Raw genomic sequence first — 15,516 nt, forward strand, 5'->3', positions numbered from 1 at the left:
TTCGCCAGCGCCGCACACAAAGAGGTATCCCTTGAAATTCCATCGCTCCATCTCCTCCTTCCTGCTGCTCATGGCGCTGCTCGTCTGCGGCTGCTCGCCGCAGGAGTCGGCCAGTTCCGCCGCCCCGGTCAAGCGCGAAGTGTCATTGGCCACCGTGTCCGCCCAGGCCAAAGGCTTCAGCGTCGGCGCTTTGATGAGCGCCAACACGGTCTATGTTTTCTTCGACCCCCAGTGCCCGCACTGCGGGCACTTGTGGGAAGCTTCCGCCGCTCTGCAGCAAAAGCTCAAGTTTGTCTGGATTCCAGTGAACCTGATCAATGCCACCAGTCTGGCGCAAGGCGCGGCGCTCATGACGGCGGCCAACCCCAGCGCGCTGATGGCCGAGCACGAAGCCTCGCTGCTGGCCGGCAAGGGTGGTATTTCGGCGTCCAGCAGCATCGCTCCCGAGATTGAAAAAGCGATCAAGAACAACACCCAGATACTGAACAGTTTTAGCGCCGAATCGGTCCCTTTCATTGTCGCCAAGAATCAGAAAACCGGTCAGACCGTGAGCCGTGAGGGGGCCTTGAGCACGGCCGCGCTGGCCGAATTCCTGGGCCTGGAATTGCTCTGATGATTGACTCAGAGCCAACTCCCGTGACCAGTACCAGCCCGCAAGCGGCCGAACCAACCCTGGTGCCGGCGCCAGCCAACGATCAACCCAAGCGAGCCGGGCGCCGGCAATCGGTACAACCGGTGCTGGAGACGCTGTTCGAACTCTACCCGCAGCTGTTTGGCGCCGAATTCCTGCCGCTCAAACTGGGTATTTTTCAGGAGTTGCTGGCCCAACACCCAGAACAACTGGAGCGTGCCAGCCTGAAAACCGCGCTCAGCGTGCATACCCGTTCCACGCCTTACCTGCAAAGCGTTGCGGCCGGCAAGCAGCGGCACGATCTTCAAGGCGTGGCGGTGGAGGCGGTGGCGCCGGAGCACGTTTACCTGGCCCTGTTTGAATTGTTTCGCCGTCGGCAGAGCCGCAGTGCCGAAGATTTGCGGCCCCGATTGCGCAAGCAATTGATGGCTGCGTTCGAGGCCTCCGGCTTGACGCGCCAGGAATACCGCTCAAGGGTCCAGGGCAGGGACGCTGACGCCAACACCTTGCTGGAAGAAGCGTTTGCCGAGCGCGACCAGCAACTGGCCAGACAAGAGGCTTTGCTGCGGGCCTTCGAGAGCAGTGGCAAGACGGCCACCGAGTTTGCCGATATGTACGGCCTGGACCCGCGCGACGTGAGCCGGGCACTGAAGCGAAATCGTTGACTGCTTCGTTCCATACCCCGTGTGTCCGAAGGCCGGCCAAGTTGGGGTCACGGCGGGTTCGGGTGTAGGATAAAAGAAGACAAACCCAGACCCGGAACAGACGCCATCATGACCGACTCGACACGCCAGGATTTTCGTTTTTTTCACCGGCTTCGGGTGCGCTGGGCTGAAGTGGACCTGCAGAAGATCGTCTTCAACGCGCACTACCTGACGTACTTCGACACGGCGATTGCCGACTACTGGCGCGCCCTGGCCTTGCCTTACGACATCACCATGCAGGCGTTGGCGGGCGATATGTACGTCAAAAAGGCCACCGTCGAATACCACGCCTCGGCGCGGCTGGACGACCAGCTCGATGTGGCGATCAAGTGCAGCCGCATCGGCAACTCGTCGATTCTGTTCAAAGGCGCGATTTTCCGGGCCGAAGAGCACTTGATCAGTTGTGATCTGCTCTACGTCTTTGCCGACCCTGCCAGCCAAACTTCCAAGCCGGTGCCGGCTGTATTGCGGGATATTCTGCTGGCTTACGAGGCTTGGGAGCCGATGGTACGGGTTGAATTGGGAAGCTGGACCGACCTTGGCCCGTCAGCCCGCCAGATACGCACCGAGGTGTTTGTCGACGAGCAACGCATTCCGATCGAACTGGCGTGGGATGCGGCCGACCCAACGGCCGTTCATGTGCTGGCGCGCAATCGGATGGGGCTGGCCGTGGCCACCGGACGCTTGCTGCAACAGTCCCCCGGTGTCGGCCGAATTGGTCGGATGGCTGTCAACCGGGTGCTGCGGGGTTCCAATCTGGGGCGCGACCTGCTGCGCGCCCTGATGCAGGCGGCGGCCCAGCGCGGCGACCACGAAGTGCTGTTGCACGCGCAGCGCACGGCCGAGGGCTTCTATGCCCGGCTCGGCTTTGTGCGGCGTGGCGAACCGTTCGAAGAGGCCGGCATCGTGCACGTCGAGATGGTGCACGCGCTTTGAAGCGTGCTCAACGGACAACTCATCCATACCGACTGACCCTGAGCGCGTCGAAGGGTATGCAGGAGATCCCTCAGCCATGAGCCCGCAGCAGCGCAACGTCGTTGTAACTTCACGCTGTGTTTCGCGGTACTGGCTGCGTTTGTGGCCGCTGGGGCAGGCATTGCCGGGGCCCTCATGCTGTCAAAGGCCCAGAAATCGGTCCCCGGCAACACCCGCCCCAGCTTGTTCAATGGTGTCGGTGCGCGGATGATTGGAAGCGGCAAACCCAACACCATATTTCGGAACCTGCGGATTTGGGGTTGACACCATCACCCTGCGAGCCTGGATCAACTCCAAATCAACTGGATCGTGATTGACCAGCTCATCTCCGCAATGGTGGCATCAGGTTGTAACCAACCTCGGGATTGTTTGATTTGTGCCGTCGGATCATCTCGAATTCTTTCTGTGTGACCTCGGATCGAGTTGCCGTTTCTGATTCCCAAAGAATGTTCCGAGTGACCGTGAAGCTTTGTCTTTGCTCCCAAGTGAAATCCTTGGCAATCAGTTCGCTCGACGCGCCACCAAAATAATTGATACTGTTGGTCCGGTCTTGGCCGACATATATCTTCCCGTTCGGATAAGTGATCCGATAAACCACGTTCATTCAGTTCCCTTTTCAATGGCTGCCGGGATTGATGGTAGCGTGATCACGGACCGTCAACGATGGGAGCGCGACGCGGCGACCAGTGACTTGCCAGTAGGCTGCCCACCGGCCTTGAACTGGAACAGAGCGAATCTTCTACTCCGTGCCAGCAGTGGGGTGCAGTCTGCCGGAGACCGATTTCTGGGCCTTTGACAGTATGAGGGCGCCGGCTGACTGTGCCCCGCTGCCACCGATATCGCCCAGGATCAAATAAATCAGATGTCTGCCAGCAAAGGGTAGGGCGGCGGTGCCACCACCAGCGCTGGCCCATTGGCAGCGCCCAGATGCAGAGCGCCGGATTCGGCCGCCGCGATTTGCATCGAGACAATGGCATCAAAACCGCCGCTTGGTGCCGCGGCCGCCTGGGCCACGGTGCCGCAGGGCTGGCTGTCGTCGGCGTCCTGGAACACTTCATCGCCGGCCGTCATGGGGGCATCCGAATGGGCGGCAAAGGCGCGGCGCTTGAGGGTGCCGCGAAACTGGCTGCGCGCCACCACTTCCTGGCCCGGATAGCAACCTTTTTTAAAGTTCACACCGCCAACCGACTCGTAGTTGAGCATCTGCGGCACAAACGCTTCCACGACGGGCAGTGTGATCATGGCAATGCCGCTGCGAACCTCACCCCAGGACCAGTCTGATGGGCTCATGACCGAACCGGCCGGTGCCGGGTCGGTGACCGGAGCCAGCCACAGCGCCCGGGGCACACCCTCGGCTGGGTACAAAAAAACCACCGAGGCATGGCCCCTATCGAGCTTGGACCAGACCGGGTGCGGGCCGCCAGTGATCGCTGACACGGCGTCGCCGGCCAGGCCAAACACGGCGTAATCGTTGCTGGCATCGCTCAGGCTGACCTTGGCCCGCAACACGAATCTGGACAGATTTTTGAGGGTGGCAGGGAGAATATCCCGACTACAGATCAGCAAGATTTCGGTCTGACTGCGCTTGAAGCCATGGAAGCTGGCCAGCATCCGGCCCTTGGCCGAACAAAAGGCGGCCAGGCGGGATTCGGTCAGGCTCAACAATGAAAAATCCTGGGTCAGTTGCCCATGCAGAAATTGGGCGGCGTCAACGCCAACGGCCCGGATGACGCCCAGGCCCGTCAGTGCTGCCACGCCATTGAGTTTGATTTGCATGACGTGAATTATCATCCCCCTTCGATTTCATGGAAGGCTGTAAGGCTGTGCGTCGTCTCCTTATCTCAATTGTTGTCATTGCCGCTGTTCTGGGTGGCGCCACCGCCTGGTGGCTGAACCAGAACCTGAGCTTGAACGCCGACACGGTCGAGCTGTCGGTGGAGCCGGGAACATCGGTGCGCGCCGTAGCCCAATTGGTCAGCGACGCTGGCGTACAGGTCAATCCGTCCCTGCTGTACTGGTGGTTTCGTCTGTCGGGACAATCGCGCCAGATCAAGGCTGGCAGCTATGAAATCGAGGCCGGCGCCAGCCCGCGCAGCTTGTTGCGAAAACTGGTGCGCGGCGAAGAGGCGCTGCGAGCGGTCACGCTGGTCGAGGGCTGGAACTTCAACCAGGTTCGAGCGGCGCTGGCCAAAGCCGAGCAGCTCACGCCCGATTCGAAAGGACTGCCCGACTATCTGATCATGAAAGTACTGGGCCGACCGGGCCTGCCGGCGGAGGGACGCTTTTTTCCTGACACCTATACCTACGCCAAAGGCAGCAGCGACCTGGCGGTGCTCAAACGCGCAATGCGCGCCATGGATAAGGCACTGGCAGCGGCCTGGCAGCAGCGCGCCAGCGAAACTCCGCTGCAGTCCGCGGAACAGGCGCTGATTCTGGCCAGCATTGTCGAGAAGGAGACCGGACGCAGCAGCGACCGACCGATGATTGCCGGTGTATTCACCAACCGCTTGCGCATCGGCATGATGCTGCAAACCGATCCGAGCGTGATTTACGGTTTGGGTGAGGCCTTTGACGGCAACTTGCGACGCCGCGACCTGCAAACCGACACACCCTGGAATACCTACACCCGCGCCGGTTTGCCAGCGACCCCGATTGCCATGCCGGGCAAGCCGGCGCTGCTGGCGGCCGTGCAGCCGGCAGCCACCAAGGCGCTGTACTTTGTGGCTCGCGGCGACGGCAGCAGCCAGTTCAGCGCCAGCCTGGAAGAGCACAATCGAGCGGTCAACAAATACCAGCGCGGACAGTAACTGCACATGACAACAGGAAGTCTCTTGAACGGTCTTTTTATCAGTTTTGAAGGCATTGATGGCGCCGGTAAATCAACCCACATCGAGGGACTGGCACAAGCATTTCACGCGCAGGGCAGGGTGGTAACCATTACCCGCGAGCCGGGTGGCACAGCGCTGGCAGAAAAATTGCGGCTGCTGGTGCTGAGCGATCCAATGGATGCCATGACCGAAGCTTTGCTGGTGTTTGCCGCGCGGCGTGATCATTTGCAGCAGGTGATTGAGCCGGCGCTGGCGCGCGGCAATGTGGTGCTGTGCGACCGCTTTACCGACGCCACCTTCGCCTACCAGGGCGGTGGACGCGGCTTTGATCTGAATTTGCTGTCGATGCTGGAGCAAATGGTGCAAACCACGGCTGTGAAGGAAAACACTTTTATCCGGCAGCCGAATCTGACCATCTGGTTTGACCTTCCGGCCGAAGTGGCGGCCCAGCGTTTGACGGGTGCACGCACGCCGGACAAGTTTGAGGCTCAGCCGCTTGAGTTTTTCAGACGCGTGGCGAACGGCTATTTGCAGCGCATGAGGGTCAATCCAGTTCGTTTCGCGCGGATTGACGCGGACTGCACGCGTGATGCCGTTTGGCTACAGGTCTTGAGCGCCCTTCAAGGCAGGGGGTGGCTGCCATGAGTGACGGCACCGTGGCACCCTGGATTGCCGCGCAAAGCCAGGCACTGCTGGCACAACGCGGCCATGCCTGGTTGTTGGCGGGACCGTCCGGTCTGGGCCAGTACAGCCTGGCCCTGGCACTGGTCCGCGCCTGGCTTTGCGACCAACCCTCGGCACATGGCGCTTGCGGCAACTGCGCCAGTTGCCACGCGATCGACGTGCACACGCATGCCGATTTGTGTGTTCTGATGCCGGAGACCGTGATGCTGGAATTGGGCTGGCCTTTGAGTGAAAAAGCACAATCCGACATTGACGACAAGAAGCGCAAGGCCAGCAAGGAAATCCGGGTCGATGCGATGCGTGACGCGGTCGAGTTCGCGCAGCGCACCAGCGCCCGGGGCCGGGGCAAGGCGGTACTGGTATTTCCGGCTGAACGCATGAATGTGGTCACTGCTAATGCACTGCTCAAGACACTGGAGGAACCACCCGGCGATGTCAAGTTCGTGTTGGCCAGCGAAGCCGCTTATCAATTGCTGCCGACGATTCGAAGTCGTTGTCTGGGCCATACCATGGTGTGGCCGCAGGTCGACGCGGCCTTGGCATGGCTGGAGGCTCAGGGCTTGGCCGCTGGAGCGGCCAAGGTCATGCTGCAAGCGGCCGGTGGACGGCCCGAGGACGCACTGTCGTTTTCTCGATCGGTGCAGGATGCACAAGCCTGGGTCAAACTCCCGAAGGCGATGGCGCGGGGCGATGTGAGCGTGCTGAAAGACTGGTCACCGGCGCAAACCGTGAGTGCTTTACACAAACTTTGTCACGATATGCTGGCAATGAAAGCCGGCGCCAGGCCCAGGTTTTTTGAAACGGCTGACCTACCGGCGGGTGGTTCCGTGGCCACGTTGACAAGCTGGGCTCACGCCTTGTCCGTGACCCAACGCACGGTGGAACACCCCTTCAATGCCGGCTTGATGCTTGAAGCACTTGTGAGCCAGGCTCAAATGGCCCTAAACTCAAACCCATAGCCATAAGCAAATCAATGTCATCCAGCCCGCGCCCCAGCGTCATTCAATTGGCGATCAAGGAAAAATCGGCTCTTTACGCAGCCTATATCCCGCTATTTGCGGAAGGCGGCATTTTTATCCCAACCTTGCGCGACTACCAGCTGGGCGATGATGTCTATGTGTTGTTGTCCCTGCCGGAGGAGCCGGAGCGCTACCCGGTGGCCGGAACCGTGGCCTGGGTGACGCCAGCCAAGGCCGCCAACCATCGCAAACAAGGCATTGGCATCCAGTTCCCCAAAGACGAAAAATCGCGCGCTCTGCGGCTCAAGATAGAACAGATTTTGGGCTCCCACATGGCATCGGACCGGCCGACACAAACCATTTAGCCGGAATACTGTTTCGCGGTCGGCTGGCTTCCCAATCTGGTTCCTCATGTTCACCGATTCACACTGTCATCTGACTTTCCCGGAACTGGCAGCGCAAATGCCGGCCATCCGCCAAGCCATGCTCCAGGCGCGAGTGAGCCGCGCCTTGTGCATTTGTACGACGCTGGAGGAGTTTGACGCGGTTCACGGTCTGGCACTCCAGCATGACAACTTATGGGCCACGGTTGGCGTGCACCCGGACAATGAAAATGTCGCTGAACCGAGTCTGCAGGATCTGTTGACCAGGGGACAAATGCCACGGGTGGTTGGAATCGGTGAAACGGGGCTTGACTACTACCGCCTGGGCGGTCGCAGCATAGCCGACATGGGCTGGCAACGTGACCGCTTTCGAACCCATATCCAGGCTGCGCGCCAGTTGGGTCTGCCACTGGTGATCCATACCCGGTCCGCCGCGGACGACACCTTGGCTATTTTGCGGGAGCAGGGGGAAGATGGATCTGCGGGCAGTGCGGGTGGCGTTTTTCATTGCTTCACAGAAACCGCCCAAGTCGCCCGCGCGGCGCTGGACATGGGGTTCTATATTTCTTTTTCCGGCATCTTGACCTTCAAAAACGCCCAGTATCTGCGTGATGTGGCGGCCTTTGTGCCTCTTGACCGTCTGTTGATTGAAACCGACAGCCCTTATCTGGCACCGGCACCGCACCGCGGTAAAACCAATAACCCATCGTTCGTGCCCTATGTGGCGGCAGAATTGGCGGCGCTGCGGAGCTGCCCGGTGGAGGCCGTTGGAAGCATCACCAGCCATAACTTCAACACCTTGTTCAAAAAGGTTCTGGGGTCGGATCAGGGAACTCTTGAATCATGATAATTTACTTTAAGAGATTTCTATATCTTATTGTTTTTTATTGTTATTCTACTTGTCATGCTGGCTCGTTCGATGATTTTTTCAATGCCATAAAGCGGGACGATGCGGACACCGTGAAGGCCTTGCTGAGTCGCGGTTTCGACCCCAATACGCTGGACCCGGCAGGCGATCACGGTCTGCTTCTGGGCGTCCGGCAATCGTCCCTGAAGGTTGTTGCGGTCCTGCTTGGCTGGCCCAAAGTGAACGTCGAGCCGCGCACCCTGCAAGACGAAAGCCCACTCATGCTGGCGGCCCTGAAAGGGTTCACCGAACTCTGCGAAAAACTCATCGCCAGCGGCGCTGATGTGAACAAGCCGGGCTGGACACCGCTGCATTACGCGGCCACCAATGGGCATCTGGCGGTGATGAACCTGCTGCTGGAGAACCATGCCTACATCGATGCCGCATCGCCCAACGGCAGCACACCGCTCATGATGGCATCGCACTACGGCACGCCGGCAGCGGTCAAACTGCTGCTGGAGGCCGGTGCCGACCCCTTGCTGAAGAACGAGCAGGGTTTGACGGCCATTGATTTTGCGCAGCGTGCCGATCGACCTGAATCAGCCAAAATCATTGCCGCCTTTATCCAGAGCAAGAAACCCTAGGAAACGGGCTTTGTCTACTTTATACGATGTATATTATGTTAATAAACAAATAGGACTCGGCGATGCGGCAATTTGAAAGCGTTCAAACTCCCTCCTTGACCGACGACCTCGGCGCTTACCTTCAGTACCTGGTCGAAGTTGAGGGATCCGATTTGTTTTTGACGGTCGGTGCCGTGCCGACGGTCAAAGTCGAGGGCAACATGCGACCCATGGCGATGCCGCCGTTGGCGCCAGCCCGCGTCAAGGAACTGGCCTACTCGATGATGAGCGAGTCCCAAATGCGCCAATTTGAAGCCGATCTGGAATGTGATCTGGCGATAGGGATTGAAACGCTTGGGCGCTTTCGGCTCAATGTGTACCTCCAGCGTGGCGAGGTCGGCATGGTCATCCGTTATGTCAAAAACAAGATTCCCTCCCTGTCGGCCCTCAAGCTGCCAAGCGTCCTGCAGAAATTGGCTCTGCTCAAGCGCGGCCTGGTGCTGGTCGTGGGTGCCGCCGGGTCAGGTAAATCAAGCACCCTGGCCGCCATGCTCGACCACCGCAATGAAGTGGCTCCCGGTCACATCCTGACCATTGAAGACCCGATCGAATTTCTTCACCCCCACAAAAAATGCGTGGTCGACCAACGCGAAGTTGGGCTCGATACCCATTCGTTTGAGGATGCGCTCAGGCACGCCATGCGGGAAGCACCGGACGTGATCATGATCGGTGAAATCCGTGACCAGATCACCATGCAGCATGCCATGAACTATGCCGAAACGGGGCACTTGTGTCTCTCCACGCTGCACGCCAATAACGCCAATCAGGCGATCGAACGCATCGTCAACCTTTTCCCCGAAGGATCAAGAAAACAGATCTTGATGGACCTTTCCCTGAATTTGAAAGGTGTCATCGCACAGCGTTTGATCCAGGGCACCGATAATCGTTTGCTTCCCGCAACCGAAATCATGCTGCAATCGCCTTTCATTTCGGATTTGATCCAAAAAGGACAAGTTGATCAAATCAAGGCGGCGATTGCCAAAAGTACCGAGATTGGAATGCATACTTTCGACCAGTCCTTGTTCGATCTGTTCACGCGGCACGAAATCACCTTGACGCAGGCGATTGACTATGCGGATTCGAAGACCGATTTGTCCCTTCACATCAGGCTCAGTGGCGGCAAACCCCAGCAGACCCCGGGGTTGACAATTGAACGATGACTGCGCAAAACCTGTCCCTCTTCTGGCCCCTGCCCTCCCGCTTTCGATTTGCTTCCGAAGCGCAGGCGTCGGCCAGGCTTGCGGTAGAGGTCCAACTGCTCGATGGCGAACTCATTCATGGTGACTTGCCGGCCGATGAAAGCCTGTCGGAGAGTTCAGAGCTGACGCTGTTGTTCAGGGGGCAGCCGCTGGTCCTTGCGGTCTCCGAAATCCGAACCGTGACATGCTCTGATTGCCTTGCCCAGACTGCTGATGCCGGAGTCCCTGCGGCGCAGGGACAAGGTCTGGCACATGAGGAGGCCGGCACTTTTCATGTTCTTTTTGCGGATGGCAAACAATTGGATGGTCAGACCTGGGGCTATCTGAACCAAAAGGCGGGTGGCGTTTACCTCTATGTTCAGCAGGCCGATTCCCGGTTCAAGGCCGTTTGGATACCCAGAAATTCGTTGCGGAGCATTCGTTTCGATCCCTCTCGCCCCGCGGTCCCAGCGCCGGCCTTATCCGATGCCAGCGTCCGGTCCGAGGAAGTGGTTGCGACAAAGCCAGCGCCACCTAAAGCGGGCCTGGCAAGCAACATGGATGAACTGTCGCTGGAACTGGAAAAGGCCCGCGGGAAAGCTGTTATTTCATTGGCTCAGGCGCTGCTTGAACTCCGGCTTCTGGATGAGAAAACGTTTACTGAATTGCAGGCCGGTGGGTCCGGCAAGTTTCGCGCCTATATCGATGACCGAGTGAGCAATTCGGATCAGTTCAAACTGGAACTCGAACATGCCAGGGCGCTGATGGTCAGAACGCCCGAGGTCGACGCGCAGGCATTCAAGGTGGCACCTCAAGCGCTGCTCAAGATCGGCTGGAATGAAGCCGCCAAGCATTCGGTAGTGCCGTTGGGCATGACTGCCGGAACCCTTTATATGGCGTCATTCAGTCCCATGAATCGGGAACTGTCGGCCCGATTGAGCATGATTGCCGGCTGCAATCTGGTGCTGGTGTGGGCCTCCAAGATGCAAGTCGATGCCAGGATCAGCCGGGAACTCGACAACGGCCGCCCGCCGGACGCGACCCCCACCGGGCCGGTCTTGAAGGCTGGCTTGCTCAAACACCCGGCTCAGGATCTTCAATCCCTGCTGGCAGCGGCGCAGAACGAGATCAGGGTTCAAGGAGCCGAAGTCCACAGCGCAGCGGTGGATGAGCGTTCCAGCGTGGTGCTGCTGGTCAAACGCGTGATCACGGATGCGCACAAGCAAAAAGCTTCCGACATTCATATTGAAACCAATCCCGGAGAAGAGACTTCAAGGATTCGTTTTCGCGTAGACGGGGATCTGGAGGAGTACCTGAAACTGCCTGCAGATTTGCGTGCCACCCTGGTTTCCCGTATCAAGGTCATGAGCAAACTTGATATTTCGGAGCGGCGACGGCCGCAGGATGGAAAAATCAATTTTTCCGACTATTCCGATATCAAACTCGAACTGCGGGTTGCGATTCTCCCGACGCACGACAATCTGGAAGACGTGGTGATGCGCTTGCTGGCCTCCAGCAAACCGATTCCACTGGCCCAGCTAGGCTTCTCGGCGCGCGACAGCGAAATCGTCAAACGGCTGGTGCACCATCCGTTTGGACTGCTCCTTGCCTGTGGTCCGACGGGCTCGGGTAAAACCACCACCCTGCACTCCTTGTTGAGCGAGATAAACACCGAAAATCGAAAAATATGGACCGCCGAGGACCCGATTGAAATCACCCAGCCCGGTTTACGCCAACTCCAGATCAATCCCAAGATCGGCTTGACTTTCGCTGCCGCGATGCGCGCTTTTTTACGGGCCGATCCGGACGTCATCATGATCGGCGAGGTGCGTGACGACGAAACTGCGAACGTCTGCATTGAGGCCTCGCTGACCGGGCACCTGGTCCTGTCCACCTTGCATACCAATGGTGCGGCCGAAAGTGTCAGCCGGCTGCTGGAATTGGGCATGGATCCTTTGAACTTCGGCGACTCCCTGATCGGTGTCGTGGCGCAAAGGCTGGTTCGCGGTTTGTGCAAACACTGTGCGACGTCAAAAGTGCTTTCCGACGACGCCTTGCAATCTCTGGTGAATGACTACATCTCTGGCACAGATTTGACTGTTGACGAAGGACGCAAACGCCTTTTGGCGGCGGCTTGGTCCGGGGACCTGGCCGGGGCTCCGGCATCAGTACATGAAGCAGTGGGCTGTGAACACTGCGGTGGCCGAGGCTATAAAGGCCGTACCGGTATTTATGAGGTGCTGGAAAACGTGGGTGAGATGAGGCACAAGATACAGACGGGGGCTCCGACCTCAGAAATTTTTGCGGCGGCCTCCCGCGCCGGCATGCGAACCCTGCGTCAGGATGCGCTGGAAAAGGTGCTCGCCGGCATGATCGATCTGGAGCAGGCTAAAACCGTTTACACCTGAGGCCTGGACACCGAAAAATGTACTACCGGCGCACTCAGATCAGCAAAAGAGGATCCCAGCGCAATTTCACCGTGCCCATGCAAAACACATTCTTCACGTCTGAGCAGCAGGTCTGAGCTACTGCCTGAAAAACGGACCCAGCAACCGTAGGAACTAAGGTCCACCAACATCACGCCACCGTTGCGCCAATCAACCCGGGCGTGGGTTCGTGAGACCCGTGGATCATCGACGACAAACTCGGCCTGCCGCAGACGACCTATGTGAATCGGCAAGTCAAACGACTTGAAGGACTTTCTTTTCTCCATCCAAACCAGTTCGATCTCTCCTCCCAAGGTGTCGGTTTGGGTCGGATCGAACAGCGGCACCATGTCGGACTGCATGGTCAACAGGGAAGAAGGCGCATCATCCTCCCAGTCGACCTGGTAAACGGTACAAGGTTCTGCCCGCCCCCGGATGCTGATCGGTCCCAAGATGCGAAAGCGCACCCCTTCTGCCTCGTTGATATCGTCGAGCGCGGCACTGTTGGCCCATATCTGATGCGCGCCGGACAGGTCACTCAGCCGGGCCGCCACGTTGACCGCATCGCCGTAACAGTCCCCAGCCACAATTTCGACGGCCCCGCTGGCCACCCCGATGCGAATCGGCAAACGGTAGGCAGTGGCCATTTGGGGCATGCGTTGCTGGTGTTTGCGTTGAATCTCCACCACCGCATTGATGGCAGACCGATTGTTTCGAAACAAGGCCAATACACCGTCGCCCAGCATCTTCACGACACGCCCGCCATGCGATTCAATGGTCTTGGCAATCCAGCTCGTCACCTGGGTAACTGCACGCGTCGCCTGGGCATTGCCCAATGCCTCATAGACACTTGTGCTGCCGAAAAGATCAGTGAAAACGACAGTAGCTTGAACACTCATTCGAAACAGTTTTCATTTCTTGAATCAGGGCACAGTTTAGGGCATATCCGAGGCTTATCCAATGTGGCCCCAAAAGAGTAAAGCGTCGCGTCCATCCAGCAGCAGATCGGCTTTGGCCCCGACGGGTAATAGCACTTTGGTGGCGACGTGTCCATAGGGCAAATTGGTAACCACGGGGATCTTGACATGCTGACGCAACCAGTCCACCACGCTCGCCAACTTGTAGCCCCGGTCGTGCGGTACCAGCTTGAATTCGGTAAATTGACCCAACACGATGGCTTTTTGGCGCGCCAGTACGCCGGCATGCAGCAACTGCGTGAGCATGCGTTCAATCCGGTACGGATGCTCGGCTACATCTTCCAGAAACAGGATGCCGCCCTTGATTTGCGGAAAATACGGGGTACCCAGCAGGGAAGTCAGCAGCGACAGGTTGCCACCCCAGATAATCCCGTCTTTCAAACGAACCGCAGGCTCATCCCCGGACGCCGTTGAGTCGACAAGCGCGGGCGGGCGTTCACGATCTTGCCGCCAACCGGTACCCTCGCCCTGCCCCCTGATCAGATCGTCAAAGCAGTCCTCCATGATGTCATCGGGCAGCGGCACCTCGCCGTGTCCATGACCCTCCACCGCGTCCGGTTTGCCACCCACCCCAAAACCTTCGCACAGCGCAGGCCCGGCCCAGGTGATGGCGCCGGTGCGGGCCAACACGGCGCTCTGAAAAGCGGTGAAGTCGCTGATACCGACGAACAGCATCCCCTGGTCAATCGCCTTGGCCACTTTTTTGTAATGAATGCCACCCAGAATGCGACTCAAACCGTAGCCGCCGCGTGAAATCAAGGCAACGTCGGCGCCACTGGCGGCGGCCCTATGGATGGCCGCCAGTCGCGTCTCGTCATCACCGGCAAAGCGCAAATAGCTGGCCAGCGCCGCTTCGTCAATTTCAACTTCATGGCCCAGCGCCTGCAAGCGTGCGACGCCGCGTTTGAACGCGGCCCGGTCACGCACTGCGCCCGACGGAGAGTAAACGTAGATGTGCTTTTTCATAAATCAAGGGGGACCAGATTCGAATTGTCGTGCGGCATGGCCATCCGACGGCTGGCAGGCAATGCGCGGCGAACGCCGTCTTTGTTGAAAAAAATCTTGCAGCAGGTCAGCACACTCAGCGGCCATCAGCCCACCTTGCAGCTGGGTTTGATGGTTCAAGCGTGGGTTGGCAAACAAATCGAGCACCGAGCCGGCGGCACCGGTTTTCGGGTCAGGCGCGCCAAACACCACGCGCTTCAGGCGTGCATGCAGCATCGCTCCGACACACATGGCACAGGGCTCCAGGGTGACAAAAAGCTCGCAATCAATCAGGCGATAGTTGGCCAGGGCCAGCGCTGCCGCGCGCAGTGCCACGATTTCGGCGTGGGCACTGGGGTCGTGCCGTCCGATCGGTGCATTGCTGCCGCTGGCGATGACCTGTCCGGCACGAACAACCACCGCGCCCACCGGTACTTCACCGGCCGCCATGGCGGCACGCGCCTGCGCCAGCGCCAGGGTCATGAAAGCAGCGTCGTCCATCAGCGCTGCGGCGCGGCGGCCAGCATGCCCAGCCGTTCCATCCAAGCAGCCAGTGCGCGCTCGTTGTCATTTCCAGACCCATACATGGCCTGCATGGCAGCATGGGATTCAGGCCGGTGCTGGTTGATTTTGAGCTTGCACTGCAGTTCGGTCACGCGCAGTTCAAAGCCCACAATACCGGCCAGCATTTTCTGTGCAAACTCGCTCCCCAGCGCCTGCCATTGCAGGGCATAGGCGGGCTCATGATCGGCAATCAATTGCTTCAGTAGCCTGTCTTTTTGATCCGGTTCTTCAATCAGTGAAGCCTGAACGGTGCAGTGCACCGCCAGATAGTTCCAGGTCGGCACCCGCGCCAGATCAGGATAGACCTGGGGCGACAAGTAGGCGTGCGGCCCCAGGAAGGTCACCACCGCCTGCGGGCGCGCCTTCAGGTAGCGCCAATGCGGATTGGGTTTGGCACAGTGACCCAACAACAGCAACTGATCGCCCTGCTCGTTCAGGTGCAACGGGACATGGCTGACAAAAGGCAAGCCGGTATCGTCCGCGCTGATCAGGCTGGCAAACGGGTGGTCCCGCATCAGCTTGAGTGCGTGCGCATGGTCGCCTGATTTGAAATGAGGTGGCTGGTACATCGTCTATCAAACCCCAGATTACGGGCTGCCGCGGTTTTGTCTCATTTAGCCACCTTCAGCAGGCAAAAAGCGGCAAGCTTGTTACCGTCGAGATCGCGGAAATAGGCAGCGTAAAAATTGCCGC

At 58.9% G+C, this 15,516-nt stretch carries 16 protein-coding genes and 1 pseudogene; 11 read left to right on the forward strand and 6 right to left on the reverse strand.

The annotated features are described in order from the left end of the window. The first annotated feature begins 31 nt into the window (after window positions 1–31). The 3 genes from PHS32_RS20565 (at window position 32) to PHS32_RS20575 (ending at window position 2,271) form a co-directional block, all read left to right on the forward strand. The gene (locus PHS32_RS20565) at window positions 32–613 is read left to right on the forward strand and encodes a thioredoxin domain-containing protein (RefSeq protein ID WP_301081093.1); all 582 of its coding nucleotides are present in this window, start codon (window positions 32–34) and stop codon (window positions 611–613) included. Further along, window positions 613–1,296 (forward strand): ProQ/FINO family protein, encoded by a 684-nt coding sequence (locus tag PHS32_RS20570; RefSeq protein WP_301081094.1) that lies wholly within the window; start codon window positions 613–615, stop codon window positions 1,294–1,296. Before PHS32_RS20565 ends, PHS32_RS20570 begins: the two co-directional genes overlap by 1 nt. A 108-nt stretch (window positions 1,297–1,404) precedes the next feature. Next, a complete protein-coding gene (locus PHS32_RS20575; RefSeq protein WP_301081096.1) occupies window positions 1,405–2,271 on the forward strand; it encodes a YbgC/FadM family acyl-CoA thioesterase in 867 nt (288 codons plus the stop codon). A 361-nt stretch (window positions 2,272–2,632) separates the two neighbouring features. Here PHS32_RS20575 and PHS32_RS20580 read toward each other — a convergent pair whose 3' ends face one another. Next, entirely contained in the window at window positions 2,633–2,914 is a 282-nt protein-coding gene (locus PHS32_RS20580; protein WP_301081098.1) for a GIY-YIG nuclease family protein, read from the reverse strand. 254 nt (window positions 2,915–3,168) lie between these two features. Next, window positions 3,169–4,086 carry a folate-binding protein gene (locus PHS32_RS20585; protein ID WP_301081100.1) on the reverse strand — a complete coding sequence of 306 codons (918 nt, stop codon included), beginning with the start codon at window positions 4,084–4,086 and terminating at the stop codon, window positions 3,169–3,171. 47 nt (window positions 4,087–4,133) lie between these two features. Here PHS32_RS20585 and mltG point away from each other — a divergent pair, with 47 nt between their 5' ends. The 8 genes from mltG (at window position 4,134) to PHS32_RS20625 (ending at window position 12,280) form a co-directional block, all read left to right on the forward strand. Next, window positions 4,134–5,117, forward strand: a complete 984-nt coding sequence (mltG, locus tag PHS32_RS20590; RefSeq protein ID WP_301081101.1) for an endolytic transglycosylase MltG — start codon at window positions 4,134–4,136, stop codon at window positions 5,115–5,117. A gap of 6 nt (window positions 5,118–5,123) precedes the next feature. Beyond that, the gene (gene tmk / locus PHS32_RS20595) at window positions 5,124–5,783 is read left to right on the forward strand and encodes a dTMP kinase (RefSeq protein WP_301081104.1); all 660 of its coding nucleotides are present in this window, start codon (window positions 5,124–5,126) and stop codon (window positions 5,781–5,783) included. After that, complete coding sequence (locus PHS32_RS20600) at window positions 5,780–6,781, forward strand: DNA polymerase III subunit delta' (protein WP_301081105.1); 1,002 nt, start codon at window positions 5,780–5,782, stop codon at window positions 6,779–6,781. The genes tmk and PHS32_RS20600 overlap by 4 nt, the downstream gene beginning before the upstream one ends. Before the next feature lie 14 nt (window positions 6,782–6,795). Beyond that, complete coding sequence (locus PHS32_RS20605) at window positions 6,796–7,146, forward strand: PilZ domain-containing protein (RefSeq protein WP_301081107.1); 351 nt, start codon at window positions 6,796–6,798, stop codon at window positions 7,144–7,146. Between the two features lie 46 nt (window positions 7,147–7,192). Beyond that, entirely contained in the window at window positions 7,193–8,011 is an 819-nt protein-coding gene (locus PHS32_RS20610; RefSeq protein WP_301081108.1) for a TatD family hydrolase, read from the forward strand. Continuing rightward, entirely contained in the window at window positions 8,008–8,655 is a 648-nt protein-coding gene (locus tag PHS32_RS20615; protein ID WP_301081110.1) for an ankyrin repeat domain-containing protein, read from the forward strand. The genes PHS32_RS20610 and PHS32_RS20615 overlap by 4 nt, the downstream gene beginning before the upstream one ends. Before the next feature lie 62 nt (window positions 8,656–8,717). Continuing rightward, window positions 8,718–9,854 (forward strand): PilT/PilU family type 4a pilus ATPase, encoded by a 1,137-nt coding sequence (locus PHS32_RS20620; RefSeq protein ID WP_301081111.1) that lies wholly within the window; start codon window positions 8,718–8,720, stop codon window positions 9,852–9,854. Window positions 9,855–9,979: 125 nt separating this feature from the next. Then, window positions 9,980–12,280 (forward strand): GspE/PulE family protein, encoded by a 2,301-nt coding sequence (locus tag PHS32_RS20625; RefSeq protein WP_301081114.1) that lies wholly within the window; start codon window positions 9,980–9,982, stop codon window positions 12,278–12,280. Here the strand turns inward: PHS32_RS20625 and PHS32_RS20630 are convergent. The 4 genes and pseudogenes from PHS32_RS20630 to PHS32_RS20645 form a co-directional block, all read right to left on the reverse strand. Beyond that, the gene (locus PHS32_RS20630; RefSeq protein ID WP_301081116.1) at window positions 12,271–13,197 is read right to left on the reverse strand and encodes an adenylate/guanylate cyclase domain-containing protein; all 927 of its coding nucleotides are present in this window, start codon (window positions 13,195–13,197) and stop codon (window positions 12,271–12,273) included. The two genes, PHS32_RS20625 and PHS32_RS20630, sit on opposite strands and share 10 nt — an antisense overlap. A 54-nt stretch (window positions 13,198–13,251) precedes the next feature. Continuing rightward, complete coding sequence (locus tag PHS32_RS20635; protein ID WP_301081118.1) at window positions 13,252–14,241, reverse strand: LD-carboxypeptidase; 990 nt, start codon at window positions 14,239–14,241, stop codon at window positions 13,252–13,254. Between the two features lie 75 nt (window positions 14,242–14,316). Continuing rightward, window positions 14,317–14,760 (reverse strand): annotated as a pseudogene (tadA, locus tag PHS32_RS20640) (tRNA adenosine(34) deaminase TadA); the annotation flags it as partial. Continuing rightward, complete coding sequence (locus PHS32_RS20645; RefSeq protein WP_301081120.1) at window positions 14,760–15,392, reverse strand: FMN-binding negative transcriptional regulator; 633 nt, start codon at window positions 15,390–15,392, stop codon at window positions 14,760–14,762. The pseudogene tadA and the gene PHS32_RS20645, both read right to left, overlap by 1 nt. Window positions 15,393–15,516: the final 124 nt, after the last annotated feature.

It is taken from the genome of Rhodoferax sp. (assembly GCF_028714215.1).
Lineage (GTDB): Bacteria > Pseudomonadota > Gammaproteobacteria > Burkholderiales > Burkholderiaceae_C > Rhodoferax.

What these genes read in the sequence shown, in the direction of transcription:
- PHS32_RS20620 (WP_301081111.1), top strand. Translation starts at nt 8,718, where the DNA reads ATGCGGCAATTTGAAAGCGTTCAAACTCCCTCCTTGACCGACGACCTC.
- PHS32_RS20575 (WP_301081096.1), top strand. Translation starts at nt 1,405, where the DNA reads ATGACCGACTCGACACGCCAGGATTTTCGTTTTTTTCACCGGCTTCGG.
- PHS32_RS20585 (WP_301081100.1), bottom strand. Translation starts at nt 4,086, where the DNA reads ATGCAAATCAAACTCAATGGCGTGGCAGCACTGACGGGCCTGGGCGTC.
- PHS32_RS20630 (WP_301081116.1), bottom strand. Translation starts at nt 13,197, where the DNA reads ATGAGTGTTCAAGCTACTGTCGTTTTCACTGATCTTTTCGGCAGCACA.
- PHS32_RS20600 (WP_301081105.1), top strand. Translation starts at nt 5,780, where the DNA reads ATGAGTGACGGCACCGTGGCACCCTGGATTGCCGCGCAAAGCCAGGCA.
- PHS32_RS20580 (WP_301081098.1), bottom strand. Translation starts at nt 2,914, where the DNA reads ATGAACGTGGTTTATCGGATCACTTATCCGAACGGGAAGATATATGTC.
- PHS32_RS20570 (WP_301081094.1), top strand. Translation starts at nt 613, where the DNA reads ATGATTGACTCAGAGCCAACTCCCGTGACCAGTACCAGCCCGCAAGCG.
- PHS32_RS20615 (WP_301081110.1), top strand. Translation starts at nt 8,008, where the DNA reads ATGATAATTTACTTTAAGAGATTTCTATATCTTATTGTTTTTTATTGT.
- PHS32_RS20610 (WP_301081108.1), top strand. Translation starts at nt 7,193, where the DNA reads ATGTTCACCGATTCACACTGTCATCTGACTTTCCCGGAACTGGCAGCG.
- tmk (WP_301081104.1), top strand. Translation starts at nt 5,124, where the DNA reads ATGACAACAGGAAGTCTCTTGAACGGTCTTTTTATCAGTTTTGAAGGC.
- PHS32_RS20645 (WP_301081120.1), bottom strand. Translation starts at nt 15,392, where the DNA reads ATGTACCAGCCACCTCATTTCAAATCAGGCGACCATGCGCACGCACTC.
- PHS32_RS20605 (WP_301081107.1), top strand. Translation starts at nt 6,796, where the DNA reads ATGTCATCCAGCCCGCGCCCCAGCGTCATTCAATTGGCGATCAAGGAA.
- PHS32_RS20635 (WP_301081118.1), bottom strand. Translation starts at nt 14,241, where the DNA reads ATGAAAAAGCACATCTACGTTTACTCTCCGTCGGGCGCAGTGCGTGAC.